General features: G+C 73.0%; 23 protein-coding genes. 8 read left to right on the top strand and 15 right to left on the bottom strand.

The window, feature by feature from the left end; translation table 11 throughout:
* Positions 1-2: 2 nt before the first annotated feature.
* The gene (locus PUR26_RS02940; RefSeq protein WP_329868858.1) at positions 3-1,466 is read right to left on the bottom strand and encodes an amino acid permease; all 1,464 of its coding nucleotides are present in this window, start codon (positions 1,464-1,466) and stop codon (positions 3-5) included.
* A gap of 468 nt (positions 1,467-1,934) precedes the next feature.
* Between PUR26_RS02940 and PUR26_RS02935 the strand changes: the two genes are divergently transcribed.
* From PUR26_RS02935 to PUR26_RS02905, 7 genes are all read left to right on the top strand, one after another.
* On the top strand, positions 1,935-3,047 hold the full coding sequence (locus PUR26_RS02935) for a GDSL-type esterase/lipase family protein (protein ID WP_443076948.1): 1,113 nt from the start codon (positions 1,935-1,937) through the stop codon (positions 3,045-3,047).
* Positions 3,048-3,156: 109 nt separating this feature from the next.
* On the top strand, positions 3,157-4,041 hold the full coding sequence (locus PUR26_RS02930) for an STAS domain-containing protein (protein ID WP_329868857.1): 885 nt from the start codon (positions 3,157-3,159) through the stop codon (positions 4,039-4,041).
* A complete protein-coding gene (locus PUR26_RS02925; RefSeq protein WP_329868855.1) occupies positions 4,038-4,448 on the top strand; it encodes an STAS domain-containing protein in 411 nt (136 codons plus the stop codon). Before PUR26_RS02930 ends, PUR26_RS02925 begins: the two co-directional genes overlap by 4 nt.
* Before the next feature lie 106 nt (positions 4,449-4,554).
* The gene (locus PUR26_RS02920; protein ID WP_329868977.1) at positions 4,555-4,947 is read left to right on the top strand and encodes an ATP-binding protein; all 393 of its coding nucleotides are present in this window, start codon (positions 4,555-4,557) and stop codon (positions 4,945-4,947) included.
* Positions 4,947-5,948: a SpoIIE family protein phosphatase gene (locus PUR26_RS02915; protein WP_329868853.1), complete on the top strand. Its 1,002-nt coding sequence runs from the start codon at positions 4,947-4,949 to the stop codon at positions 5,946-5,948. The genes PUR26_RS02920 and PUR26_RS02915 overlap by 1 nt, the downstream gene beginning before the upstream one ends.
* A complete protein-coding gene (locus PUR26_RS02910; protein ID WP_329868851.1) occupies positions 5,945-7,201 on the top strand; it encodes a PP2C family protein-serine/threonine phosphatase in 1,257 nt (418 codons plus the stop codon). Before PUR26_RS02915 ends, PUR26_RS02910 begins: the two co-directional genes overlap by 4 nt.
* A 140-nt stretch (positions 7,202-7,341) precedes the next feature.
* Positions 7,342-7,719, top strand: coding sequence for an ATP-binding protein (locus tag PUR26_RS02905; protein ID WP_329868975.1), 378 nt, complete (start codon positions 7,342-7,344; stop codon positions 7,717-7,719).
* Between the two features lie 110 nt (positions 7,720-7,829).
* Here the strand turns inward: PUR26_RS02905 and PUR26_RS02900 are convergent, their stop codons facing one another.
* From PUR26_RS02900 to fmt, 6 genes are all read right to left on the bottom strand, one after another.
* Entirely contained in the window at positions 7,830-8,699 is an 870-nt protein-coding gene (locus PUR26_RS02900) for a SigB/SigF/SigG family RNA polymerase sigma factor (RefSeq protein WP_443076947.1), read from the bottom strand.
* 281 nt (positions 8,700-8,980) lie between these two features.
* Positions 8,981-10,423 (bottom strand): GuaB1 family IMP dehydrogenase-related protein, encoded by a 1,443-nt coding sequence (locus tag PUR26_RS02895; protein ID WP_329868849.1) that lies wholly within the window; start codon positions 10,421-10,423, stop codon positions 8,981-8,983.
* 271 nt (positions 10,424-10,694) lie between these two features.
* Entirely contained in the window at positions 10,695-11,708 is a 1,014-nt protein-coding gene (locus PUR26_RS02890; RefSeq protein ID WP_443076952.1) for a sugar-binding transcriptional regulator, read from the bottom strand.
* 108 nt (positions 11,709-11,816) lie between these two features.
* Positions 11,817-12,500: a ribulose-phosphate 3-epimerase gene (rpe, locus tag PUR26_RS02885; RefSeq protein WP_329868845.1), complete on the bottom strand. Its 684-nt coding sequence runs from the start codon at positions 12,498-12,500 to the stop codon at positions 11,817-11,819.
* 473 nt (positions 12,501-12,973) lie between these two features.
* The gene (locus tag PUR26_RS02880; RefSeq protein WP_329868843.1) at positions 12,974-14,410 is read right to left on the bottom strand and encodes an RsmB/NOP family class I SAM-dependent RNA methyltransferase; all 1,437 of its coding nucleotides are present in this window, start codon (positions 14,408-14,410) and stop codon (positions 12,974-12,976) included.
* Between the two features lie 34 nt (positions 14,411-14,444).
* On the bottom strand, positions 14,445-15,389 hold the full coding sequence (gene fmt / locus PUR26_RS02875) for a methionyl-tRNA formyltransferase (RefSeq protein ID WP_329868841.1): 945 nt from the start codon (positions 15,387-15,389) through the stop codon (positions 14,445-14,447).
* Between the two features lie 227 nt (positions 15,390-15,616).
* Here fmt and PUR26_RS02870 point away from each other — a divergent pair, with 227 nt between their 5' ends.
* Positions 15,617-16,147 carry a hypothetical protein gene (locus PUR26_RS02870; RefSeq protein ID WP_329868839.1) on the top strand — a complete coding sequence of 177 codons (531 nt, stop codon included), beginning with the start codon at positions 15,617-15,619 and terminating at the stop codon, positions 16,145-16,147.
* 144 nt (positions 16,148-16,291) lie between these two features.
* Here PUR26_RS02870 and PUR26_RS02865 read toward each other — a convergent pair whose 3' ends face one another.
* From PUR26_RS02865 to PUR26_RS02830, 8 genes are all read right to left on the bottom strand, one after another.
* Entirely contained in the window at positions 16,292-18,439 is a 2,148-nt protein-coding gene (locus PUR26_RS02865) for a primosomal protein N' (RefSeq protein ID WP_329868837.1), read from the bottom strand.
* A gap of 225 nt (positions 18,440-18,664) precedes the next feature.
* Positions 18,665-19,873 carry a methionine adenosyltransferase gene (metK, locus tag PUR26_RS02860; protein ID WP_329868835.1) on the bottom strand — a complete coding sequence of 403 codons (1,209 nt, stop codon included), beginning with the start codon at positions 19,871-19,873 and terminating at the stop codon, positions 18,665-18,667.
* A gap of 252 nt (positions 19,874-20,125) precedes the next feature.
* Positions 20,126-21,328, bottom strand: coding sequence for a bifunctional phosphopantothenoylcysteine decarboxylase/phosphopantothenate--cysteine ligase CoaBC (gene coaBC / locus PUR26_RS02855; protein ID WP_329868833.1), 1,203 nt, complete (start codon positions 21,326-21,328; stop codon positions 20,126-20,128).
* Positions 21,329-21,477: 149 nt separating this feature from the next.
* Positions 21,478-21,750 carry a DNA-directed RNA polymerase subunit omega gene (rpoZ, locus tag PUR26_RS02850; protein ID WP_005319902.1) on the bottom strand — a complete coding sequence of 91 codons (273 nt, stop codon included), beginning with the start codon at positions 21,748-21,750 and terminating at the stop codon, positions 21,478-21,480.
* 49 nt (positions 21,751-21,799) lie between these two features.
* Entirely contained in the window at positions 21,800-22,393 is a 594-nt protein-coding gene (gmk, locus tag PUR26_RS02845) for a guanylate kinase (protein ID WP_329868801.1), read from the bottom strand.
* A 38-nt stretch (positions 22,394-22,431) separates the two neighbouring features.
* Entirely contained in the window at positions 22,432-22,755 is a 324-nt protein-coding gene (locus PUR26_RS02840; RefSeq protein WP_026246651.1) for an integration host factor, read from the bottom strand.
* Positions 22,756-23,152: 397 nt separating this feature from the next.
* Positions 23,153-24,001: an orotidine-5'-phosphate decarboxylase gene (pyrF, locus tag PUR26_RS02835; protein WP_329868791.1), complete on the bottom strand. Its 849-nt coding sequence runs from the start codon at positions 23,999-24,001 to the stop codon at positions 23,153-23,155.
* Positions 23,998-25,110, bottom strand: a complete 1,113-nt coding sequence (locus PUR26_RS02830) for a quinone-dependent dihydroorotate dehydrogenase (protein ID WP_329868789.1) — start codon at positions 25,108-25,110, stop codon at positions 23,998-24,000. Before PUR26_RS02830 ends, pyrF begins: the two co-directional genes overlap by 4 nt.
* Between the last annotated feature and the right edge of the window lie 230 nt (positions 25,111-25,340).

The following is a 25,340-nucleotide window of genomic DNA, read 5'->3' as shown; positions in this document are numbered from 1 at the left end:
GATCACTTCTCTGCCGTGGCCAATCGGGAGCGGCGCATGCCGTACAGGAAGTAGACCACGAGACCCACGGCCATCCAGACACCGAAGTACACCCAGGTGATCACGTCGAGGCTGTACATGCTGTAGCCGCAGAAGAGGAAGCCCAGCACGGGGAAGAGCGGGCCGAACGGCACCTTGAAGGTCCGGTCCATGGTCGGCTGGGTGAAGCGGAGCACGATCACCGCGACATTGACCAGGGCGAAGGCGAACAGCGTGCCGATGCTGGTGGCGTTGACCAGCTCGCCGAGCGGGATGGCGGCGGCCAGGACGCCGCAGAACAGCGCGACGATCACGGTGTTGGCGCGCGGGGTGCCGGTCTTGGGGTTCACCCGGCCGAAGACCTTGGGCACCAGTCCGTCGCGGGACATCGCGAACAGGATGCGGGTCTGGCCGTAGAGGACGGTGAGGACGACGCTGGCGATGGAGATGACCGCGCCGGCGGCGAGCAGGGTGCCCCAGAAGCTCTGGCCGGTGACATCGTTCATGATCGCGGCGAGGGTGGCGTCGGTGCCGGCGAACTTCTTCCAGTCCCAGGCACCCACGGCGACGGCGGCGACCAGCACGTACAGCGCGGTGACGATGACCAGCGAGAGCATGATCGCCCGGGGCAGGTCGCGCTTGGGGTTCTTGGCCTCCTCACCGGCGGTGGAGGCGGCGTCGAAGCCGATGTAGGAGAAGAACAGGATCGCGCCCGCCGCGCCGACGCTCTCCAGGCCGAGCGGCATGAAGTCGCTGTAGTTGCCGGACTTGAAGCCCATGACGCCGACGGCGCAGAAGAGGACCAGCGCGCCGATCTTGACCATCACCATGATCGTGTTGGCGCGGGCGGACTCCTTGGCGCCGCCGAGCAGGAACAGCATGGCGAGCACGACGACGATCAGGGCCGGCAGGTTGAAGACGCCGCCGTCGCCGGGGGGCGCGCTGAGCGCCGCGGGAAGCGTGACGCCGATCGTGCCGTCGAGGAGCTCGTTGAGGTAGTCGCCCCAGCCGACGGCCACGGCGGCCACGGAAACGCCGTACTCCAGGAGCAGGCACCAGCCGCAGATCCAGGCCACGAGTTCGCCCAGCGTTGCGTACGCGTACGAATACGAAGAGCCCGAGACCGGGATGGTGCCGGCCAGCTCCGCGTAGGACAGCGCCGAGAACAGCGCCGTGAGGCCCGCGAAGACGAAAGCGAGGGTGACGGCCGGGCCTGCCTCGGGGACGGCCTCGCCGAGGACGACGAAGATTCCGGTGCCGAGCGTGGCACCGATGCTGATCATGGTCAGCTGCCACATGGAGAGCGAGCGGCGAAGACTGCCGCCCTCACCCTGTCCACCCTCGGAGACCAGCGCTTCCACGGGCTTGCGCCGGGTCAGGACGGAGAGCGCGGACGCCTTGGGCGCGGGTGGCTCGGTGGCGGGCGCGGCTGTGCCTTGGTCCAGCACTGCGGTGGCTCCTTCATCGCTGCGGTCGGGATACGGCGACCTGCGGCGGTACGCGGGCATGCGCGGGAGCAGCCCACGGGGGAAGGGGGAACCGCCGAGCAGACGGTCGCCGCCACTCCAGGTACGGGCCCTGAGCCTACGAGGAGAGCTTCGCGCTTGTAATGCATCGTTGTTGCGCATGCACGGATGATCATTGCGCACTTCGGGCACAGACGGGGAAACATTGCGCCCCGCCGCACGAATCAGCACATTGGGGGTCGCGCGGGGGCGGACGGACAGCTGTGATGGGCGGCCCGCGACGGGGTAGGCGTGCGGCAGGAGCGTGTCCGACCGACGGGGAGACGAGGCGGGACGGCAGGCCCGCGAGCCGGTGCGCGAGCCCCGCGGCGGGTACGACGAGACGTACGACGCGACGACCCGGCAAGGGGGACGGTCTCCCCCCGACGGGCCGATCGACCGAGGAACCACATGAACGGAGGCGCGATGAGCTGGCTGGACCCCGAGCCGTTCCTGCGCGGAACGGCCTGGCGGGACGCCGGTGGCCGGGCGGTGCGTGCCGACCCGGCCGGTCTGGCCCGGCTGCCGCGCGACACGGTCGAGCGGGCCGCGCTGCCCATCGGCGTACGCCTGGAGTTCACAGCGGGCGCCGGCACCCGCGCGGTCGGGATCCGCTACCGCGCGACCGTGCCGCGCACGACCGACGGCATGCGGGAGATCTCACACTGCTTCGCGCTGTGGCAGGGCGACCGGTGCGTCGGCGAGACGTTCGCCGAGCCGGCCGAGGAGGGGACCGTCACCCTCCCGCTCCCCCCGTCCGACGGCCCGTTCACCGTCCACCCGCCCGAGAGCCGGGCACCGGTCATCACCGGCCTGCGGGCCATCGGCGGCACGGTCCGGCCCGCCCGGCGGCTTCCCCGCTGGGTGGTCCACGGAGACTCCATCACCGAGGGCTGGTGGTCCACCCGGCCCGCGCACGCCTGGCCCGCTGCCGCCGGACGCGCGCTCGGTCTGGACACGGTCAACCTCGGCTACGCGGGCAGCGCGCGCGGGGAGCTGCCCGTCGCCCAGCAGCTGGCCGCGCTCCCCGCCGACCTGCTCACGCTCGCCTTCGGCACCAACTGCTGGGGCGATGTGCCCACCTCCGCCGCCCTGCTGTACGAGACGACCCGGGCGTTCGTCACCGTGGTGCGCGGCGGCCACCCGGACACCCCCCTGCTGGTGCTCTCGCCCCTGCTGCGACCGGAGGCGGAGTCGACCGCCAACGACCTGGGCGCCACCCACGCCGAGCTGCGCGCGGCCATGGAGGCGGCCACCCGCGACCTGGTCCGCGCCGGGGACCGGCACCTGGCCCTGCTGTCCGGGCGGGACCTGCTCGGGCCGCAGCACCTGGCGGACGGGCTCCACCCCGACGACGCGGGCCACGCGAGGGTCGCGGCGGCGGTGGCGGACGCCGTGCGGCGGGCGGGATGGGCCGGCCCGCCGACGGGCGCGGCACCCCCGGCGACACCGGCTCCCGCCCGCCCCGGGGAACTGGACGGAATGTCCGGCGCCGGTCTGGGTAGGGGCGTTCTCGGCCGGTGACGCGGGATCGGGAGCGGTTGTGCGACGTGCGGGACCGCGGGCGACCGTCCGCGGCGATCCGCACCGGCCGCGGGAACCGAAGACGGCCACCGACCGGCGAGAGGTACGTGTGAACACCAGCGAATCGAGCGTGCGGGACCTGCTGTGCGAGGCACTGCGGGAGCGCGAGGAGGAGATCGCGGACCGCTGGGTGCGGCTCCAGCTGGAGCAGGCGGTGCTCAGCACCGACATGAGCGAGCACGAGGTGCGCGAAGAGGCCGATCTGCTGATCTCGGCGCTGGCGGAGGGCCTGGCCGGGGACGTCCCGGTGGAGCGACTGGTGACAGCGGGCAACGACCTTCGCCGGGCCGTCATAGAGCTGTCGCTGCGCCGGGCGAGGGCGGGCGCCACGCCGACCGCCACCTCGATGGCCGTGCTCTCGCTCAAGGAGGCGCTGCTCTCGGCGATCCAGCACACGACCCGGGACTCGGGCGAGCTGTTCTCCGCCGCCATCCTCGTCAACCGGCTGCTGGACGCCGCCGGGGCCCTCTCCTTCGAGACGTACGTCGAGGGACGCGAGGAGATCATCCAGCGTCAGAGCCGTCAGCTCCTCGAACTGTCCACCCCCGTCGTACGGCTGTGGCGCCATGTCCTGGCCGTGCCGCTGATCGGCACGCTGGACACCGCGCGTACGCAGGTGGTGATGGAGAGCCTGCTCCAGGCGATCCAGGACAACGAGGCGCAGGTCGCCATCATCGACATCACGGGCGTACCGGCGGTGGACACGGCGGTCGCCCAGCATCTGATGCACACCGTCAACGCGGTACGGCTGATGGGCGCCGACTGCGTCATCAGCGGCATCCGTCCGCCGATCGCGCAGACCATCGCGCAGCTGGGAATCGATCTGTCGACCATCCTGACCCGGGCCACCCTCGCGGACGCCCTGGCCGCGGCGATCCGCCTCACCGACCAGCCCGCCGTGGACGCCGGTGCCGCCGGGCAGGTGACGGCGTGACGGGCCCTCGCGCCACCGGTGTGCCGATCCTGCGGCTCGGAGACGTCCTGGTGACCGGGCTGCTCAATGAGCTGGACGACCAGTCGGCGGTGGCCTTCACCGACGAACTGACGGAACGGATCGTCGGTGACGGCGCCCGCGGCGTGCTGATCGACATCTCCCGGCTGGAGATCATCGACTCGTTCGTGGCACGCACCCTGATGGAGCTGACCACCATGGCCAGGCTGCTCGGGGCCCGGGTCATCGTGGCCGGGATGCGTCCCGCGGTCGCCATCACCCTGGTCGAGCTGGGCCTCCAGCTGACCGGCGTCGAGACCGCGCTCAACGCGGAGCAGGCGCTCACCGCACTGGGGTGGCACCGGATGCCACAGCCACCGGGGGAGGGCCGACGTGACGCCCTTCGATGAACGGCCTGCCCTGCGGCCCGCGATCGCCGCGCCGCGCGCTCCGGCGCAGGAGACCGGTCCGGTCCAGGAGGACCGGACCGGTCCGGACGCGTGGGGCGCGGAGCCGGTGCCCTATTCCGTCGCCTCCGAGGAGGACCTGCTGACGGTGCGGCACGCGGTGCGCGCCGCCACGGTGGAGGCCGGTTTCGGTCTGGTCGACCAGACCCGTGTCGTGACCGCCGCCAGCGAACTGGCCCGCAACGCCTATGTGCACGGCGGCGGCGGCACCCTGGAGATCCAGGTCCTCGGTCCGCGCGGCCGGCGCGGACTGCGCCTGGTCGTACGCGACGACGGGCCCGGCATCCCGGACCTGGAGACCGCGCTCGCCGACGGCTTCACCACCGGCGGCGGCCTGGGCCACGGCCTGGGCGGCGCCCGTCGGCTGATGCACGACTTCCAGGTGCGCTGCGGCCCGGCCGGAGGCACCACCGTGGTGGTGACCCGCTGGAACGACCGCTGATGCCCGTCACCCAGCACATCAGGATCGACCACGGCAGCGCTGTCCAGCTGGCCGCTTCGGCGGCCCGCAGGACAGCGCTGGACCAGCAGCTCGCGGGCGCCCTGCCGGACCGGGCCGCCGTGCTGGCCAGCGAGTTGGCGGGCAACATCGTCAAGCACGCCCGGCAGGGCTCGCTGTACATCCAGCCGCTGCCCCTGCGCGCGGGGGTGGAGGTCCTCGCGGTGGACCGGGGCCCCGGGATGGCCGATCCGGAACAGTGCCTCGCCGACGGCTACACCACCACCGGCACACTCGGCTCCGGTCTGGGCGCGGTGCGCCGGATAGCCGACGAGTTCACGCTGCGGACCAGGCCGGGCGCGGGCACGCTGGTCTCCGCCCGCCTCGGCGACCCGGCGCGCCACTCCCCCGCGCCCACGCCCGCCGTCGGGGCCGTCTGCGTGCCCGCGGCGGGCGAGTCCGAGTGCGGGGACGCCTGGGGCATCGCCGAGATCGACGGCGTACGCACCGCGATCGTCGTGGACGGCCTGGGGCACGGTGCTCCCGCGGCCGAGGCGGCGGGGCTCGCCGTCCGCTGCTTCCACCGCGATCCGCAGCTCCCGCTCCCGCAGCTGCTCAAGACGATGAACCGGGCCCTGCGGCGCAGCCGCGGGGCCGCCGTCACGCTGGTGCGGCTGGCGCCCGACGGCGTCGAGCACTGCTCCGTGGGCAACGTGCGGGCCCAGATCGTCGCCCCCGGCGCGGTCCGCACCCGCTTCGGCGGACAGCCCGGGGTGGTGGGCTGGAACATGCCCGAGCCCCGGGTGCAGCGGATCGCACCCGAGCCGGGGACCATCGTCCTGCTGCACACCGACGGCGTCGACACCCGCTGGGCGCACGATCCCTCGCCGTTCCTGACCGGCCTGCCCGCCGCGCTGCTCGCCGGGGCCCTCGTCCACGGGCACCGGCGCACCCGCGACGACGCGACCGCCCTGGCCATCGGCCAGGCCCGGAGAGACACATGAATCAGCAGACCACGATCCATCATTCGCTGGCCGGGCTGCGCACCACCCTGCGCCGCCTGGCCCACCGGGCGAGCCTGCCCGTCGAGGTGCGCTACCGCCTCGCCCTGTCCGCGTCCCGGGTGGCCGCCGCCGAGCTGGCCGCGGGCCGCCCGGTCCAGCTGGAGGTCGTGCCGCAGCCCCTGGACGGCGGTCGGCTGACGGTACGGCTGCACCTGCCCCACGCGCGCCGCCAGCCACCGCTGGACGGCCTGCCCCTGCCCGCCGAGCGGTGGCCCGGCACGGCGGCCGTGTGGCGGCTGCCGGCACCGGCCCTGGGCAGCGCGGGACCGGACGCCCCCGCACCGGGCGGCCCTGCCGGGAACGACCGGAAGGCGCCGGTCCTGAGCGAGCTGCTGGAGGAGGAACTGAGCGCTGCGGTGCGCCAGGCCGACGCGCTGGCCGAGGACCACCAGCGGCTCAAGCACGAGCTGGCCGAGACCAACAGCGGCGTCCTGGCTCTCTACGTCCAGCTGGAGGAGCGCGACGAGCAGCTCCGCCAGGCGCACGGCCGGATGCTGCGCCAGCTGGAGGACGCGCTGCGCCCGCCGCCCGTCCGCGTCCCCGGTCTGGAGATGGCCGTGCACTACGAACCGGCGGAGAAGGACGCGCCGACCGGCGGCGACCTGTACGACTGGTTCGTCCTGCCCGACGGAACGGTGCACATCACCGTCGTGGACGCCCTCGGCCATGGGCTGACCAGTACGCGGAGCGCGCTGAACGTCACGCATGCCGTGCGCACCCTGGCGCTGGAGGGCCACCCCCTGGAGTCCATCGTGGCGAGGACGGACGAGGTGCTGGCGACCTTCGACCACGAGCTGATGGCGACGGTCCAGCTGGCCCGGCTCGATCCGGCCGGCGGAGGCCTGGTGCTGGCCAACGGCAGCCACCCGCCGGCACTCCTGGTGCGTGGGGACGGCAGCACCCGGCTGCTGGAGGTACGGGGCCGCGGCATCGGCTTCCCGCTGCCCGGCAGCGAACGACTGCTGCGGGACCGGCTGGAGCCGGGCGACCTGCTGGTGCTCTACACGGACGGGCTGACGGAGAGCCGGCGTGATCCGCGCGAGGGCGAGCTGCGGCTGGCGGCCGCGGCGAGCCGCCATCGCCACAGACCGATAGAGGAGATCCCCGGCGCCATCGCCGACGAGATGCACACCGTCATCCTGCATCCGGACGACACGGTCGCCCTGACGGTCCGGCGGGTCGACCAGGCGTGACGGGAGCTCCGTGTCGGCCCGTGCGCGCCTCTGCGCTCTCGTGGTCACCTTCTGCGCGCCTCTGTACGGAGATTCGCGCCTTGAAGGCGCGTCGGCTGGGTAGACGAGCCGCGATGACAGAGGAGCCGCCTGTGGTTGTCATGGATTCACCGACCTGCGACAGCTCTGCCGCCCGCGCCATGACCGTCCGTTTCCTGTCCGACCACTGCCCGTGGGCGGACCCGGCCGACGTCCAGCTGGTCGTGACGGAGCTGCTGACCAACGCGCTGCGGCACACCGAGGGCTGGTGGCGGCTGCGGCTGCGCGCCGAACCGGACGAGCTGAGCGTCGAGGTCGACGACTCAAGCCGGTCCGTCCCGGTCGCCCGTACGCCGGACTTCACCGGCGGGGGCGGTTTCGGCTGGCCGATGGTGTGCCGCCTGGCGGGGCGGGTGGAGATCAGGCCCCGGCCGACGGGCAAGACGGTACGAGCGGTCTGGGACCGGCCCTCGCTCTCCGCCCGGGCCCGCGAAGCCTAGGGCGTGTCCATGGGGTCGCCCCTCGTGTCCACAGGGTCTCCCCCGGCCCACGACGGCAGAGCGAGACGTACACGGGCCGGTGCCGGCGCGGGACGCGAAGCCCCGGCGCGTCACTCCACGTCGAGCAGTTCCCGGCGCAGCCGCGCGGTGATCCTCGACAGCAGCCGGGAGACGTGCATCTGGGAGACGCCCAGTTCGGCCCCGATCTGGGCCTGGGTCATCTCGTCCACGTAGCGCATATGGAGGATCCGCCTGTCCCGCTCCTCGAACCGCTCGATGAGCGGCTTGAGGGCCTGGATGTTCTCGAACGTCTCCAGCTCCCGGTCCGGCTCGCCCAGCCGGTCCACGAGCGTCTGCGAGCCGTTGTCGGCCGTGTCGTCGAGGGGCAGTTCGAGGGAGCCCGCCGAGTAGCCGTTCGCGGCGATGAGCCCTTCGACCACCTCGTCCTGCGCCAGGCCCAGGTGCTCGGCGAGCTCGGGGACCGTCGGAGAGCGGTCGAGCCGCTGGAAGAGGACGTCGGACGCCCTGGCCAGGTCGATGCGCAGTTCCTGGAGCCGTCGCGGCACGTGCACGGACCAGCTGGTGTCCCGGAAGAACCGCTTGATCTCGCCGACGACGCACGGCATCGCGAAGGTCGTGAACTCCACCTCGCGGCTCAGGTCGAACCGGTCGATGGCCTTGATCAGACCGATCGTGCCGACCTGGACGATGTCCTCCATCTGGTCGGACCGGCTGCGGAAGCGCGCCGCGGCGAACCTGACGAGGGAGAGATTCAGCTCGATGAGGGTGTTCCGTACGTACTGGTACTCCTCGGTGCCCTCCTCCAGCACGGCCAGCCGGTCGAAGAACCGCTTGGAGAGCTCCTTCGCGTCCCGGGGGGCGACCTCGCCCGGATCGACGATCTGCGGGAGCTCACGGGCGTGCGGGCCGGGCATCCGGGCCGCCTCTGCTGCGGTACCGGTCGAGATCGTGGACGCCATGGACACTGTGCCCTCCGCTTCCGTCGCCGTACTGGCAGGGGCCCGTGTACCCCCGGGGGGTCTGGTCACGCGTACGGATCCGGCCGTGGTCGGCCGGCCGCGGCGCGAAGACACCGGTCCGGCGCGCGAAGACACCGGTCCGGGGCGCGGCGGGCGCTCGCGGAGGACGTCACGGCTTCCGGGCGGAGCAGGTGCCGCGGGCCGGACAAGGCGGAAGCCGCCCCCGCGGAAGGCGGGGACGGCTCGGCCGTCACGCGTCCGGGTTTCCCGCCCGGTCGGTGTCAGCTCCAGCTGGCGTGCAGCGGCTTGCCCTCGGCGTAACCGGCCGCGCTCTGGATGCCGACGATGGCCTTCTCGGCGAACTCCTCCAGCGTGCCCGCACCCGCGTAGGTGCACGAGGAGCGGACGCCGGCGATGACGGAGTCGATCAGGTCCTCGACGCCCGGCCGCGCCGGGTCGAGGAACATCCGCGAGGTGGAGATGCCCTCCTCGAAGAGCGCCTTGCGGGCCCGGTCGTAGGCGGACTCCTCGCTCGTGCGGTTGCGGACGGCGCGCGCGGACGCCATGCCGAAGGACTCCTTGTACGGACGGCCGTCGGCGGAGTGCTGGAGGTCGCCCGGGGACTCGTACGTACCGGCGAACCAGGAACCGACCATCACGTTGGAGGCGCCGGCGGCGAGCGCCATGGCGACATCGCGCGGGTGGCGGACGCCACCGTCGGCCCAGACGTGCTTGCCGTACTTCTTGGCCTCGGCGGCACACTCCAGGACGGCGGAGAACTGCGGCCGCCCCACGCCGGTCATCATGCGGGTGGTGCACATGGCGCCGGGGCCCACACCGACCTTGATGATGTCGGCGCCCGCCTCGATGAGGTCGCGCACGCCCTCGGCGGCGACGATGTTGCCCGCGACGATCGGCACGTGCGGGTCCAGGCCCCGGACGGCCCTGATCGCGGCGATCATGGACTCCTGGTGGCCGTGCGCGGTGTCCACGACGAGCGTGTCGGCGCCGGCGTCGAGCAGCTGCTTGGCCTTGCCCGCGACGTCGCCGTTGATGCCGACGGCGGCGGCGATGCGCAGTCTGCCCCGCGCGTCGAGGGCCGGTGTGTAGAGCGTCGCGCGCAGCGCGCCCTTGCGGGTGAGGATGCCCGCGAGACGGCCGTCCTTGTCGACCGCGGGGGCGTAGCGGCGGTTGTGGTGGTCGAGGGTGTTGAACGCCTCGCGCGGGTCGATGTCCGCGTCGAGCAGCAGCAGGTCCTTGGACATGACCTCGGACAGCTGGGTGAAGCGGTCGACGCCGGTCAGGTCCCGGTCGGTGACGACACCCACGGGCCGGTGGTCGGCGTCCACGACGACGCCCGCGTTGTGCGCCCGCTTGGGGAGCAGCGACAGCGCGTCGGCGACGGTCTGGGCCGGGTTGAGCACGATCGGGGTGTCGAGCACGTGATGACGGCTCTTGACCCACCCGATGACGTCGGTGACGACCTCGATCGGGATGTCCTGGGGGATGACGACGAGGCCGCCGCGCCGGGCGACGGTCTCGGCCATGCGGCGGCCCGCGATGGCGGTCATATTGGCGACGACCAGAGGAATGGTGGTGCCGGTGCCGTCGGGGGACGAGAGGTCCACTCCCTGGCGGGAGCCCACGGCCGAGCGGCTAGGCACCATGAACACATCGTCGTACGTGAGGTCGTACGGCGGCTTCAGGTCATTGAGGAAACGCACGTGCAGAACATCCCAGTCGTTCGGAGTCGGCCCCCGGGCATTTCAGCCGGGGGGAGAACGCACGTACTTCATTCTCCCATGAGGGGTGTCGTGGCGGGGCCGGACGAAAACTCCAGGCCTCGGGGAACGCACTGGTGCGTTCCTCCAAACCCGTGGAACGCCGTCAGGCCCGCCCGACGGCCGGGCGGGCCTGATACCGGGGCCCTTCGGCCCCTTGTGCGTTTCTGTGTGCGCCGGCCGGGTCACCCTCCGGGCGCTGTGGTGGTTCCGGTCAGTCGTCCGGGTCGGCGCGGTCCAGCGCGGGGCGCGGGGCGGGCGCCGACTCGGTCAGCAGGTAGTCGGCGGCCGAGGTGTCCGTGACGAGGCTGGTGACGAGTCCGGAGCGGAGCACCGCGCCGATCGCCGCCGCCTTGCGCTGACCGCCCGCGATGGCCACGACCTCCGGGATACGGCGGAGCCGGTCGGCCTCCACCGTGATGCACCGCTCGCCGAGGTCCCGCCCGACCCGGCGGCCGGCGGCGTCGAAGAGGTGCGCCGACATCTCGGCGGCGACACCCAGCGAGGCGTAGTGGGCCCGCTCCTCGTCGGTGAGCATGTCGTGGACGGTGGAGATGCCGGGCTCCCAGGAGCCGATGGACACCGCGGCGACGGTCACCTTGTCGAAGTACTCGAAGGCCCGGGCGATACCGGTCTGGCTGCGCAGCGCGGCGGCGGTCGCCGGGTCGGGCAGCAGCATGGGCGCGTAGATGGGGTGCGCCTCGCCGCCGGAGACCTGGGCGGCCCGCCGGACGGCCTCCACCGAGCCGCGCTCCGCCGTCCCGGCGTCGTACACACCGGTCAGCTGGACGACGGTGCAGGGCGGAAGGCGGTCGAGCGCGGCCGCCATGTGGATGGTGGACCGGCCCCAGGCCAGGCCCAGCACGTCGCCCTCGTTCACGAGCTCGCCGAGCAGATCGGCGGCGACCTCGCCGAGGTTCTCCGGATCCGGCGACTCGTCCTCGCCCTCGGGCGGGGACTCGACCACGACCGCGTGACGCAGGCCGTAGCGGGCGCGCAGCGCGTCGGAGCGCTCCGCGTCCAGCTCGGCGGGCACCCGGATCTCGATCCGTACCAGGTCGCGCTCCAGAGCGGTCTCCAGGACCCGGGCGACCTTGAAGCGGCTGACGCCGAACTCCTCCGCGATCTGGATCTTGGATTTGCCCTCGAGATAGAAGCGGCGGGCCATGGCCGCCGCCTGCACCAACTCCGCGGGTCCCATCCGCAGGGCTGGCCGTCCCGCCGACATAGCAGACACCGCGCTCTCCTCACTGCTGTTCACACTAGGGACTCGCCATCCTTGCAGATCCGGCGGTCCTTGATCGGTCCTGTTGGGCTGCGTTCATCTGCCCGTGGCTCAGTGGCCGCACGCCCAGGCGGCCGAGGCGGTCGCTTCGTCGGCCTGGGCGCGCAGCATGCGCACCGCGGCGGCCGGGTCGTCGGTGCCGTACACCGCGGAGCCGGCGACGAAGACGTCGGCCCCGGCCTCGGCGCACTGCTCGATGGTGGAGGCCGAGACCCCGCCGTCGACCTGGAGCCACAGCTCCAGACCGTGCTTGGAGATGAGCTCCCGGGTACGGCGGATCTTGGGCAGCATGATGTCCAGGAACGCCTGGCCGCCGAAGCCCGGCTCCACGGTCATGATCAGCAGCATGTCGAGCTCGGGGAGCAGGTCCTCGTACGGCTCGATCGGGGTGGCGGGCTTCAGCGCCATCGAGGCGCGCGCGCCCTTGGCGCGGATCTCGCGGGCCAGCCGGACCGGGGCGGCGGCCGCCTCGACGTGGAAGGTGACCGAGCCGGCCCCCGCTTCCACGTACTGCGGGGCCCAGCGGTCGGGGTCCTCGATCATCAGATGGCAGTCCAGCGGTGTCTGCGTCGCCCGGCTGAGCGCTTCCACGACCGGCACGCCCAGGGTGAGGTTGGGCACGAAGTGGTTGTCCATGACATCCACGTGGAGCCAGTCGGCGCCTTCCACGGCCTTGGTCTCGTCGGCGAGGCGGGCGAAATCGGCGGACAGAATGCTGGGGTTGATCTGAGCCATGTGCCAAGCCTGCCATGTCCCGGGGCACTTCCTTGCCCCGATGCCCCTCCGGCTTTCCGGCGGCCGGGAATGTTCCGCGCATTCCCGGCCTTTCGGAGCGCTCTCCCGGGCCCGGCGGACCGCCCGGCGAGCGGTGCGCGGGGCGGGCACGGCGCGACGGGCGCCCGTGGGCGCCGTGCGACGGGATCGCGGCGGCATGGGCCCCGACGGCGGGCACGGCGGTACGGGCGGTGGGGGGTCCGCCCGTGAAGGGCCGCCGCTGACGGTGGCCCTTCGACGTCCCCGCGCCGCGCGCACGCGGTTCTGCGCCGCTCCCCGGGCCTGTGCCGCGGTGGCGTCAGGCACCGGTCGGGGGGGCGTACGGCGTTCTCGGCTGCAACCGGGCAGACGGCCGACGGGACGGGCCGTGATCCGCGACGGCCTTCCCCGGTCAGCGTCCCGGGCGGGCTCTCCTCAGAGCCCCCGCTCCCCCGTCAGGCCGTACGCCGCAGCAGGGCCAGGTACATCGCGTCGGTGCCGTGCAGATGCGGCCACAGCTGTACGTCGGGGCCCTCGCCCAGCGCCGGGACGCCCGGCATCAGCGGCCTGGCGTCGATCCACTCGACCTCCATGCCGTGGTCGCCGCCGCGCCCCTTCAGCACGTCCTCCACGACCACGCGGGTCTCCGCCAGGTGCGGCGAGCACGTCGCGTATCCGACGACGCCCCCCACCCGCACGGCGTGCAGGGCCTCCGTGAGCAGGGAGCGCTGCAGCGGGGCGAAGCCCTCCAGGTCCTCCGGACGGCGGCGCCAGCGCGCCTCGGGGCGGCGGCGCAGGGCGCCCAGGCCGGAGCACGGCACGTCCACCAGGACGCGGTCGAAGGACCCCCGGCGCCACGGCGGGCGCGTCCCGTCCGCGGCGATGACCTGGTACGGGCCGGGGTTGCCGGCCAGCGCCCGCTCGACCAGGCGCGCCCGGTGCGGCTGCTTCTCGGAGGCGAGCAGCGAGGCGCCGCGTTCGGCCGCGAGGGCGCCGAGCAGCGCGGCCTTGCCGCCGGGTCCCGCGCACCCGTCGAGCCACCGCTCGTCGGGGCCGTCCACGGGGGCGTTCGCGAGTGCGACGGCGACGAGCTGGCTGCCCTCGTCCTGGACGCCCGCCCGGCCGTCGCGCACGGCCTCGATGGCACCCGGCTCGCCGCCCTCGGCGAGCCGTACGGCGTAGGGGGACCAGCGGCCGGGCAGCCCGGACTCCTCGCCCAGCACGTCGAGCAGCTCGCCGGTGGTCGACCGTCCCGGCCGGGCCACCAAGGTGACCTCCGGGCGCTCGTTGTCGGCCTCCAGGAGGTCCTCGATGCCGGCGCGGGGGCCTCCGAGGGCGTCCCAGAGCGCCGACACGACCCAGCGCGGGTGCGAGTGCACGACCGCCAGGTGGTCCTCGGCGTCCTCCTCGTAGGGCGGGGCGACCCGCTCCAGCCAGCCGTCGAGGTCGTCCTGGGAGATCTTGCGCAGTACGGCGTTGACGAACTTGGCCCGCCCGTCACCGAGGACCACCCGGGCCAGCTCGACGCTGGCGGAGACCGCCGCGTGCGTGGGGATGCGGGTGCCGAGCAGCTGGTGCGCGCCGAGCGCGAGCACGTCGAGCACCGGCGGGTCGACCTCGCGCAGCGGCCGGTCGATGCAGGCCGAGATGATCGCGTCGTAGGTGCCCTGGCGGCGCAGCGTGCCGTAGACCAGCTCGGTGGCGAGAGCCGCGTCCCGGCCGTCGAAGTCCTCCTTCTGCCGCGCCTTCTTCAGCAGCGGCGGCAGGACGAGGTTGGCGTAGGCGTCACGCTCGTCGACGGCGCGCAGCACCTCGAAGGCGAGGATCCGCACGGGGTCCTTCTTGGGGCGCCGGTGCGGCTGGTGGGGACGGCGACGGGACTGCTCGCTCAAAAGGTGCTCCGCTTTCGGTACGGGTCTTACCCCCTCAGCCTACGTCCGTCCCGCCGACCCGCTCGCCCGGGGCGATCCGTACGCCGCGCGCCCAGTCGGCCCCCCGCATCGGCTTCTTGCCCTGCGGCTGGACCCAGAGCAGTTCGACGGCGTGGGAACCGGTCCCGACGTACACGTTGTTCTTCGCCGCCGACAGTTCGCCGGGGGCCAGGTCGCCCCGGTCGGCGACCGGGGCGACCTGGACGAGCTTGAGCCGCTCGCCCCGGAAGACGGTCCAGGCGCCGGGCGCGGGCGTGCAGCCGCGCACCACGCGGTCGACGCGCAGCGCCGGGGCCGTCCAGTCGACGTGGGCGTTCTCGACGCTGATCTTCGGTGCCAGGGAGATGCCGTCGACGGGCTGCGGTACGGCCTTGAGGGTGCCGTCCTCGATGCCGTCCATGGTCGCGGCGAGCAGCCCGGCGCCGGCGAAGGCGAGCCGGGTGAGCAGGTCGCCGCTGGTGTCGGTGGGCCGCACCTCCTCGGTGACGACACCGTAGACGGGACCGGAGTCGAGCCCCTCCTCGATCTGGAAGGTGGAGGCGCCGGTCACCTGGTCACCGGCCATGATCGAGTGCTGGACGGGGGCGGCGCCGCGCCAGGCGGGCAGCAGCGAGAAGTGGAGGTTGACCCAGCCCTGGGCGGGCACGTCGAGGGCGACCCGGGGCAGCAGCGCGCCGTAGGCGACGACCGGGCAGCAGTCAGGGGCGATCTCCCGGAGCCGGGCCAGGAACTCCTCGTCCCGGGGCCTGGCCGGCTTCAGCACCTCGATGCCGGCCTCCTCGGCGCGCTGCGCGACGGGGCTGGCGACCAGCCGACGGCCGCGACCCGCCGGGGCGTCGGGCCGGGTGACGACGGCGGCCACCTCGTGCCGGTCCGAGGCGATCAGGGCGTCAAGGGCGGGTACGGCGACCTCGGGGGTGCCTGCGAAGACGAGCTTCATCGGTGGCTGACTGCCTGTCTGTTTCGGGGCGGAGGTGAGCAGCTCACCAGTCTAGACACCGGGGCGACAGGGGGCGTACGTATGCCGATGCGCCCCGCGCTTATGCGGATACGCCCCCGCAGCGTGACCCCGACCACGGGTGGCGCGTTGGTCAAGAGAGATTGACCGAAACGGGCCGCCACCGGTGCGGCCCGCCCCTTTTCAACGCCGGTTCGAGAGGCTTGTAAATGGCCGACCACGCAACCCACGACGCCCAAGCCCGGGCAAGCCTGCACCTGTTGGTCCGGGACATCGAGCGGGTCCGCCGGCAGGTGGACGCACTGCGCACGCTCACCGCTCAGCTGGGCAATGTGTACCGCCCTCGGCGATCGGGGCCCTCCACGGGCTTCGTCGTCTACGGCAGGGCCCCGGCCCCCACCGTCCGGCTCGCCCAGGAGCTGCGGGACAGCGTCGAGACACTGGTGACCGCCGCCGTGGACTTCGACCGCTCGCTGGGCTTCTCGTGGGACGCCGTGGGCTCGGCGCTCGGGGTCACCAAGCAGGCGGTGCACCGTCGGTACGGTGCCCGGCGCGCGGCGGCTCCGCAGACGGGAGCGGTGGAGCCGGAGCGCGCGGTGGAGCCGGGCACGACCCGGACCCTGCCCGCGGTGCCCGCGGTCCCGGCGGCGCGTTCGATGCCGCCGCAGCCCACGGCGGGTTCCCAGGCCCTCCGTGAGGAGGCCCGTCCCACCGCCTTCCCCGGCCCGCGCAACGGCTGACGCCGCTTCGGCCGCCCCCCGCGTCCTTCCGGGACCCGGCAGGGGCGGCCGTCGTGTCCGCCCGGCGCGGCGGCCGCCGGAGGACCGGGCGGGTGGCGGGAGCGGGCCGCGCGGCGGACCCGTCGGCCGGGCGGGTCCTGGCGCTCAGCCGATGTCGGGCGGGTCCACCCGGATGCGTACCGGCTCGGCGGCGGCGCCGCGGGCCAGCCTCGCCGCCTGGGCCGCCTTGAGCGAGGCGGCCAGCGCCGCCCCGCTGCCCGGCGGCACCCGCACCAGGGCGCGCTCCCACGTCTCGCCCTGCGGGACGTCACCCGGTCTGCGGGGGCCGCCCGCCGGTGCGGGCGTCAGCGGGACCGGCCCCAGCACCTCGGCCTCGCGCGGCAGGTCCGCCGCGGCCAGGAGGGCGGCGACCGCCTCGGGCCGCCCGGTGACGGCCGCCATCCGGGACACCGGCGGGAAGCCCAGCTCCGCCCGCTCGGCCAGTTCTCGCTGGGCGTGGCCCACCGGGTCCCAGCGCACCAGCGCCTGGACGGGACGCAGCGTCGGCTCGGCCACCACGACCACCGTGCCGCCCTCGCCCTGCCCCCGCACCAGCGAGGCCGCGTCGATCCAGCGCCGAAGGGCCTCCTCACCGGCCCGCAGGTCCGGCCGCCCCAGCATCGCCCAGCCGTCCAGCAGCAGCGCGGCGGCGTAACCGCCCTCGGCGACCGGCTCCGCTCCGGGGGTGCTCACCACCAGCGCGGGCCTGCCCGGGACGGTGTCCAGTACGTGGTCCCGTCCGGATGTCCGTACCGGGACGGCCGGGAAGGCCCGGCCCAGCTCCTCCGCCGTGCGGCGGGCGCCGACCACCTGGGCCCGCAGCCGGGTGCCGCCGCACTCGGCGCAGTGCCAGCCCGGTTCGCCCCGCCCGCACCAGCCGCACCGCAGCTCCCGCTGTTCGGGGGCCTCCAGCGGCCCCGCGCAGTGCCGGCAGCGGGCGGGCGTCCGGCACCGCTCGCAGGAGAGCCGCGGTACGTACCCCCGCCGGGGCACCTGCACCAGGACCGGCCCCGTCCTGAGCCCCTCCCGTACGGTCTGCCACGCCAGGCTGGGCAGCCGGGCCGCGCGGGCCGCCTCGTCCCGCGCCAGCTCCCCGTCCCCCACCGTCCGTACGAGCGGGGCGGCCGCGCGCACCTGCTCGCGGGGGGCCACCAGCGGCCGCGCCCAGCCGCTCTCGACCAGCTGGGCCGCCTCCACGGTGCAGCTCGTCCCGCCCAGGAGGAAGCCGCACCCGTCGTGGGCGGCGCGCAGCAGCAGCACCTCGCGCGCGTGCGGCAGCGGAGCGTGCTGCTCGCTGTGGCTGGAGTCGCCGTCGTCCCAGATGGCCACGAGCCCGAGGTCCTTCACCGGGGCGAACATGGCGGCACGGGTCCCCACGACGGCGCGCACGGCGCCCCGCCGCACCGCGAGCCACTGTCCGTACCGCTTCTCGGGACCGGCCTCGGCGGTGAGCAGTGCGTGCCTCCCCTCGCCGAGGAGAGCGGTCAGCGCGGCGTCCACCCGCGCGGCCGCCCGGCCGTCGGGCACCACGACGAGCGCGCCCCGCCCCGATGCCAGCGTGGCCGCCACGGCCCGCGCCAGTTCCTCGGCCCAGAACGGCCCGGGCAGCGCGTTCCACACGGCCCGGGGTGCTCCGCCCCGGGCGAGCGTCGTCAGGAACGCCGGCCCCTGTGCGTAACGCTCCCAGGTCCCCGGCTCCGGCGCGGGGGGAGGCGGCAGGGGCGGCGGGGAGGGTTTGGCCTCGGCCCGGGCGCTGCGCGGCGGAACGGCGAGCTGGAGCACGTCGGCGAGGCTCCCGGCGTACCGGTCGGCGACGGCACGTGCCAGTGCGAGCAGTTCGGGGCCGAGGACGGGCTCGGGCGAGACCACGTCGGCGAGCGCGGCGAGCGGCCCGTTGTAGTCGGACTCGGCGCGCCGCTCGACGAGGAATCCGTCGATGAGCCGCCCGCCCTCGCGCCTCCCGTCCCTCACCTGGTAGGAGCCGGCCCCGAAGCGCACCCGCACACGGACGCCGGGCTGCGCGATCGCGTCGAGCTCCTCGGGCACGGCGTAGTCGAAGAACTGGTCGAGGTGCAGCACGCCCTTGTTGACCACGACCCGCGCGACGGGCAGCTCCTTGGCGAGCGCGGCGCCCCGCCACGTCCGCGGCTTGGCCCGCGGCACCTTCGCCCTGCGCACGGTCTCCCGGATGAGCGCGAGCTGTTCGGGCTGCTCGCCCGCCCCGCTCTCGTCGTTCCCGTTCTCGCTGCTCACAGCCAAATTCCTACCAGACGGCACTGACAGCGGCGGCGGCCGGAGGCCGGGCCCCACGGCGGCCGTCGATCCGGCGGGCGCGGCCCGCGGCGTTCCCTGCCGCACCCCGCGCCTCGCGTTTCCCGTTCCCCCGTGGCCGGTGGTCAAGCCCGGGACCGTGGAGCGGAACGACGCCGGCCCCGGACCGATTCGGTCCGGGGCCGGGCGTCAGCAGGTGCGGGCCGGTCAGAGGCCGGCGGCCTTGCGCAGCGCGTCCACGCGGTCGGTGCGCTCCCAGGTGAAGTCCGCGAGCTCGCGGCCGAAGTGGCCGTAGGCGGCGGTCTGGGCGTAGATCGGACGCAGCAGGTCGAGGTCGCGGATGATCGCGGCCGGGCGGAGGTCGAAGACCTCGCCGATGGCGTTCTCGATCTTCTCGACGTCCACCTTGGCCGTGCCGAAGGTCTCGACGAACAGGCCGACCGGCTCGGCCTTGCCGATCGCGTACGCGACCTGGACCTCGCAGCGGGAGGCGAGACCGGCCGCCACGACGTTCTTGGCCACCCAGCGCATCGCGTAGGCCGCGGAGCGGTCCACCTTGGACGGGTCCTTGCCGGAGAAGGCGCCGCCGCCGTGGCGGGCCATGCCGCCGTAGGTGTCGATGATGATCTTGCGGCCGGTCAGGCCGGCGTCGCCCATCGGGCCGCCGATCTCGAAACGGCCGGTCGGGTTCACCAGCAGGCGGTAGCCCTCGGTCTCCAGCTTGATGCCGTCGTCCAGGAGCTGCTTGAGCACGTGCTCGACGACGAACTCGCGGATGTCGGGCGCGAGCAGCGACTCCAGGTCGATGTCGGAAGCGTGCTGCGAGGAGACCACGACCGTGTCGAGGCGGACGGCCTTGTCGCCGTCGTACTCGATGGTGACCTGGGTCTTGCCGTCGGGGCGCAGGTAGGGGATGGTGCCGTTCTTGCGGACCTCGGTCAGCCGGCGGGACAGCCGGTGGGCCACGTGGATCGGCAGCGGCATCAGCTCGGGGGTCTCGTCCGACGCGTACCCGAACATCAGGCCCTGGTCGCCCGCGCCCTGCTTGTCGAGCTCGTCCTCGTCGCCCTCGACACGCTTCTCGTACGCCGTGTCGACACCCTGCGCGATGTCCGGTGACTGGGCGCCGATCGAGACCGAGACGCCGCAGGAAGCGCCGTCGAAGCCCTTCTTCGAGGAGTCGTAACCGATCTCCAGGATCTTGTTGCGCACCAGCGTGGGGATGTCGGCGTACGCCTTGGTCGTCACCTCGCCGGCCACGTGGACCAGGCCGGTGGTGATCAACGTCTCGACGGCGACGCGGGAGGTGGGGTCCTCCCGCAGCAGCGCGTCGAGAATCGTGTCGCTGATCTGGTCAGCGATCTTGTCGGGGTGACCCTCGGTCACGGACTCCGAGGTGAAGAGACGACGGGACACAACGCTCCCTGTGTTTGCAGCGGCTGCTGGCTGATCATTTGCGGACCGGCAGGGGGCTGCGCCCCGCGTCGTTCCGAGAACAGTTTATCGGGCGCTCTCGGCCATCGGACCAGGTGTCTCGCACGGTGGGAGTCTGATCGGCCACGTTCACCGCCTCCGCGACGGGGGGATCGGCTCCCGTGACGGGCCGGAACGCCGGTTTTCTTGGGGTTTCATCCGCCCGTCGGGGCGAATGCGAAATTCATGGGGCCTTTACCGCAACTTGAGTGCCACGAGATCCCAGATCGTGTCGGCGAGGGCTTCCTTGGGTCCGTACGGAACGGGGGTCTCCCCGCCGTCGGCCGCCAGGACAACGGCTTCGTTCTCCTCGGATCCGAACGTCTTGTGCTCCCCGACCTCGTTCACCACGAGGAGGTCGCACCCCTTGCGGCGGAGCTTCTCGCGACCGTTGGCCAAAACATCGTCCGTCTCGGCGGCGAAACCGACGACGATCTGGCCCGGTCGGGCGCGGTCGGCGGAGACCTCGGCAAGGATGTCCGGATTGCGGACGAGCTCGACGGGCGCCGGCTCCTGGCCGTCCTTCTTCTTGATCTTCCCGCCGGCGTACACGGCCGGGCGGAAGTCGGCGACGGCCGCGGCCATCACCACGGCGTCCGCGTCCCCGGCCGCCTTGAGGACGGCCTCGCGCAGCTGGACGGCGGTCCCCACGTGGACGACGTCGACACCGGCGGGGTCCGCGAGGCCCGTGTTCGCCTCGATCAGGGTCACTCGTGCGCCCCGGGCCGCGGCGGTCCTGGCGAGCGCGTACCCCTGCTTCCCGGAGGAACGATTCCCCAGGTACCGGACGGGGTCCAGCGGCTCGCGCGTACCGCCCGCGCTGACGACGACATGGCGCCCGGCGAGGTCGGGTTCCGCGACACCCCGGGCCAGCACCCGACGGCAGACCTCGAAGATCTCCCCCGGTTCGGGCAGCCGGCCCTTGCCCGTGTCGACACCGGTGAGGCGGCCGACGGCGGGCTCGATGACGACGGCCCCGCGGCGCCGCAGCGTGGCGACGTTCTCCTGGGTGGCGGGATGCTCCCACATCTCGGTGTGCATCGCGGGCGCGAACACCACGGGACACCGGGCGGTGAGCAGGGTGTTGGTGAGCAGGTCGTCGGCGAGGCCGTGGGCGGCCTTGGCGAGCAGGTCGGCGGTTGCGGGGGCCACGACCACGAGGTCGGCGTGCTGCCCGATCCGGACGTGCGGCACCTCGTGCACGTCCGACCAGACCTCGGTCGACACCGGGTTCCCGGAGAGGGCCGACCAGGTGGCGGCGCCCACGAAGTGGAGGGCCGAGTCCGTGGGGACGACCCTTACGTCATGGCCCGACTCGGTCAGCCGCCGCAGCAGCTCGCACGCCTTGTACGCGGCGATGCCGCCACTGACGCCCAGGACGACCTTCGGCTTCTGCACTCGTGTCTCCCCGCTCCGATGATTCGTACGACTACGTGTCTGCTCGCTTGCACGATCCCTCACACACCACAGGCCCGGCGGACACTCCCCCTGGTGTGACGCTGGGAGGTGCCCACTGCCGGGCCTGTGAATGACGTGCAGGGATATGCCTACTGGGCCGGGCCCTCGATGGCCTCGGAGGTCAGCAGACCCGCGTTGATCTCACGCAGGGCGATCGACAGCGGCTTCTCGTGGACGTGGGTGTCCACCAGCGGACCGACGTACTCCAGCAGGCCCTCACCGAGCTGCGAGTAGTACGCGTTGATCTGACGCGCGCGCTTGGCCGCGTAGATCACGAGGCTGTACTTCGAGTCAGTGGCCTCGAGCAGCTCATCGATCGGCGGGTTGATGATGCCCTCGGGCGCGGTGATGGAAGAGGACACGCTCTACCTTCCGAAAACTTCTGGAAAAACCAGAAAAAGGGAACAAAGATCAAACAACTCGCATCAAGGCTAGCAGCTCACGTGCTACGTCCTCGACGGAGGTGTTGACCAGGGTGACATCGAACTCCGCCTCGGCGGCGAGTTCGATCTTCGCGGCGTCGAGACGTCGCTCGATGACCTCGGCCGACTCGGTCCCGCGGCCGGTGAGCCGGCGGACCAGCTCGTCCCAGCTCGGCGGGGCCAGGAAGACCAGCTGGGCCTCGGACATCGACTCACGGACCTGCCGCGCGCCCTGGAGGTCGATCTCCAGCAGCACGGGCTCGCCGGCCTCCAGCCGCTCCAGCACGGCGCGACGCGGCGTGCCGTAGCGGTTGCCCGCGAACTCGGCCCACTCCAGCAGCTCGCCGTTGGCGATCAGCTTGTCGAAATCCTCGTCGGTGACGAAGTGGTACTGCACGCCGTCCCGCTCGCCGGGGCGCGGCCTGCGGGTGGTGGCGGAGACCGAGAGCCAGACTTCGGGGTGGACCTTGCGCATATGAGCGACGACCGTGCTCTTGCCGACCCCGGAGGGGCCGGAGAGCACGGTCAGCCGCGGACGTGCGTCCGGGGGCTCGGGGGTCGTCCCCCGGGATGTTGCAGCCATGGGGCGATTATTCCAGCTTCCCGGGGGTGCCCTCGACGTCAGGCGCCGGTGCTGCCGAACTCGCGCTCCAGGGACGCGATCTGGTTGGAGCCGAGACCGCGCACCCGGCGGCTCTCGGAGATCCCGAGCCGCTCCATGATCTGCTTGGCGCGGACCTTGCCCACGCCGGGCAGGGACTCGAGGAGGGCGGAGACCTTCATCTTCCCGATGACGTCGTTCTCCTGGCCCTGCTTGATGACCTCGTGGAGGGAGGCGCCGGAGTGCTTGAGTCGATTCTTGACCTCGGCCCGCTCCCGGCGAGCCGCGGCGGCCTTTTCGAGCGCGGCTGCGCGCTGTTCAGGGGTAAGGGGCGGAAGAGCCACGCCTACGTCACCTCGGATGTCGAACTGTCGGATACGGACCGGTGAGGAACCTAGTCGGCCCACACCAGGGGAGCAACGAGCACCGAAATGCGCGTTGGCTCTGCGACGGAGACTAGCGGCCATGACCGCCGGAGTCAGCGAGAACAGACGAAAAGTCCTGGTCAGCATCGAGCTACCCAGACATTCCAGTCATAATGACCGGGTTTTGCGCCAAGATTCCACCGCGAGCCGACGCAGGACGGACCACCCGGCCCGCACGAGGCCGCCGACGGACGGACCACCCGGCCCGCAGGAGACCACCGGCGGGGCTTCCGACGTGATCGACGTCACACGTCAGGAACGCCGAAACCCGCGTCCGCCACCGGGCGGGCACGGGTTTCCGTCCGGGGAGCCGGGGTCAGCCTCCGACGGCCCGGCGCACCTCGTCCGCGTACCGGTCGGCCGCCCCGCGCAGGCCCGTGGCGTCCGGACCGTGGCGCAGTACGCCCCGGCTGACGCTGGGCACCACGTTGCGCACGGCGGAGCCGAACACGCGCGGCAGGTCGGCGGGGGTGGCGCCCTGGGCTCCGATGCCGGGGGCCAGCAGCGGACCGTTGATGTCCAGGTCGAAGGAGGAGAGGTCGCCGAGCGTCGCGCCGACGACGGCCCCGAAGGAGCCCATGGGCTCCTGTCCGGCGTTGTCCCCCGCGAGGTGGGCGAGCATGGTCGCGCCGATCGTGCGGCCGGCGGGGTCGTCGGTGCGCACCGCCCGCTGGACCTCGGCACCCTCCGGGTTGGAGGTGAGGGCGAGCACGAACAGTCCGGCGCCGCTCTCGCGCGCCAGGTCGACGGCCGGCCGCAGCGAGCCGTAGCCGAGGTAGGGCGAGACGGTGAGGGCGTCCGAGAACAGCGGCGAGTCCTCGCGCAGGAAGGTCTCGGCGTAGGCCGCCATGGTCGAACCGATGTCCCCGCGCTTGGCGTCCATGACGACCAGGGCGCCCGCCTCCCGCAGGTCGGCGACGGCCCTCTCCAGTACGGCGATGCCGCGCGAGCCGAACCGCTCGAAGAAGGCGCTCTGCGGCTTGAAGACGGCCACGGAGTCCGCGAGCGCCTCGACGACGGTGAAGGTGAACCGCTCCAGGCCGGCGATGTCGTCGTTCAGGCCCCAGGAGGAGAGCAGGGCCGCGTGCGGGTCGATGCCGACGCAGAGCGGGCCGCGGCTGTCCATGGCGTGGCGCAGTCGGGCACCGAAGGGTTCCAGGGTCACCGCTTCACGGCCTTTCGGTTGTCGGCGCCTACCGCCTCGGCGAGGGTGGCGTACGGGGAGGCGCCCAGCCGGGCGGCGAGGCCCTTGTGGATCGCGCGGGCGTAGAAGGGGCCCTCGTAGATGAAGGCGCTGTAGCCCTGCACCAGCGTGGCGCCCGCGAGGATGCGCTGCCAGGCGTCCTCGGCGTTCTCGATGCCGCCGACGCCGATCAGGGTGATGCGGTCACCCACGCGCGCGTGGAGGCGGCGCAGCACCTCCAGGGAGCGCGCCTTGACGGGGGCGCCGGACAGGCCGCCGGTCTCCTTGATCAGGGCGGGGTCGGACTTCAGGCCGAGGCCCTCGCGGGCGATGGTGGTGTTGGTGGCGATGATGCCGTCCAGGCCGAGCTCGACGGCGAGGTCCGCGACGGAGTCGACGTCCTCGTCCGCGAGGTCCGGAGCGATCTTGACGAGCAGCGGGACGCGGCGGTCGGTGACGGTGCGGTCGGCGGCCTCGCGTACGGCGCTGAGCAGGGGCCGCAGCGCCTCGGTGGCCTGGAGGTCGCGCAGGCCCGGGGTGTTGGGCGAGGAGACGTTGACGACCAGGTAGTCGGCGTGGCGGGCGAGCCGCTCGGTCGACTTCACGTAGTCGGCGGCCGCCTCGGCCTCGGGTACTGCCTTGGTCTTGCCGATGTTGACGCCGACAACGGTCCGGAAGACCGGCACACGCGCCTGGAGGCGGGCCGCGACGGCCGCGGAGCCCTCGTTGTTGAAACCCATCCGGTTGATCAGCGCGCGGTCCGGGACGAGGCGGAACAGGCGCTTCCTGGGGTTGCCGGGCTGGGCCTCGCCGGTGACGGTGCCGATCTCGACGTGGTCGAAGCCGAGCATCGACATGCCGTCGATGGCGACGGCGTTCTTGTCGAAGCCGGCCGCCAGACCGAACGGGCCGTGCATGCGCAGGCCCAGGGCCTCGGTGCGCAGTTCCTTGTGGCGGGGTGCGAGGACGGCGGCGACGAAGGTGCGCAGCACGGGGACGCGGGCGGCCAGTCGGATCCAGCGGAAGGCCAGGTGGTGGGCGTCCTCAGGGTCCATCCGCTTGAAGACCAGGTTGAAGAAGAACTTGTACATGTAAGGGTCCTCACCAAGAGGGGGACACCGTTTCCGGTGTCCCCCTTGTGGGCTGCTAGTCGCGGGCCGCGGTCAGATGCGCCGCGTGTTCCTGGAGTGATCGGACGCCGACGTCGCCGTGGCCGAGTGCTTCGATGCCCTGGACGGCGGCGGCGAGGGCCTGGACGGTGGTGAGGCAGGGGACGCCGCGGGCGACGGCGGCGGTGCGGATCTCGTAGCCGTCGAGGCGG

Source organism: Streptomyces sp. SP18CS02 (assembly GCF_036322365.1).
Lineage (GTDB): Bacteria > Actinomycetota > Actinomycetes > Streptomycetales > Streptomycetaceae > Streptomyces.
The sequence above is the reverse complement of the archived record's forward strand: the minus strand, read 5'-3'. Positions and strand labels throughout refer to the sequence as shown.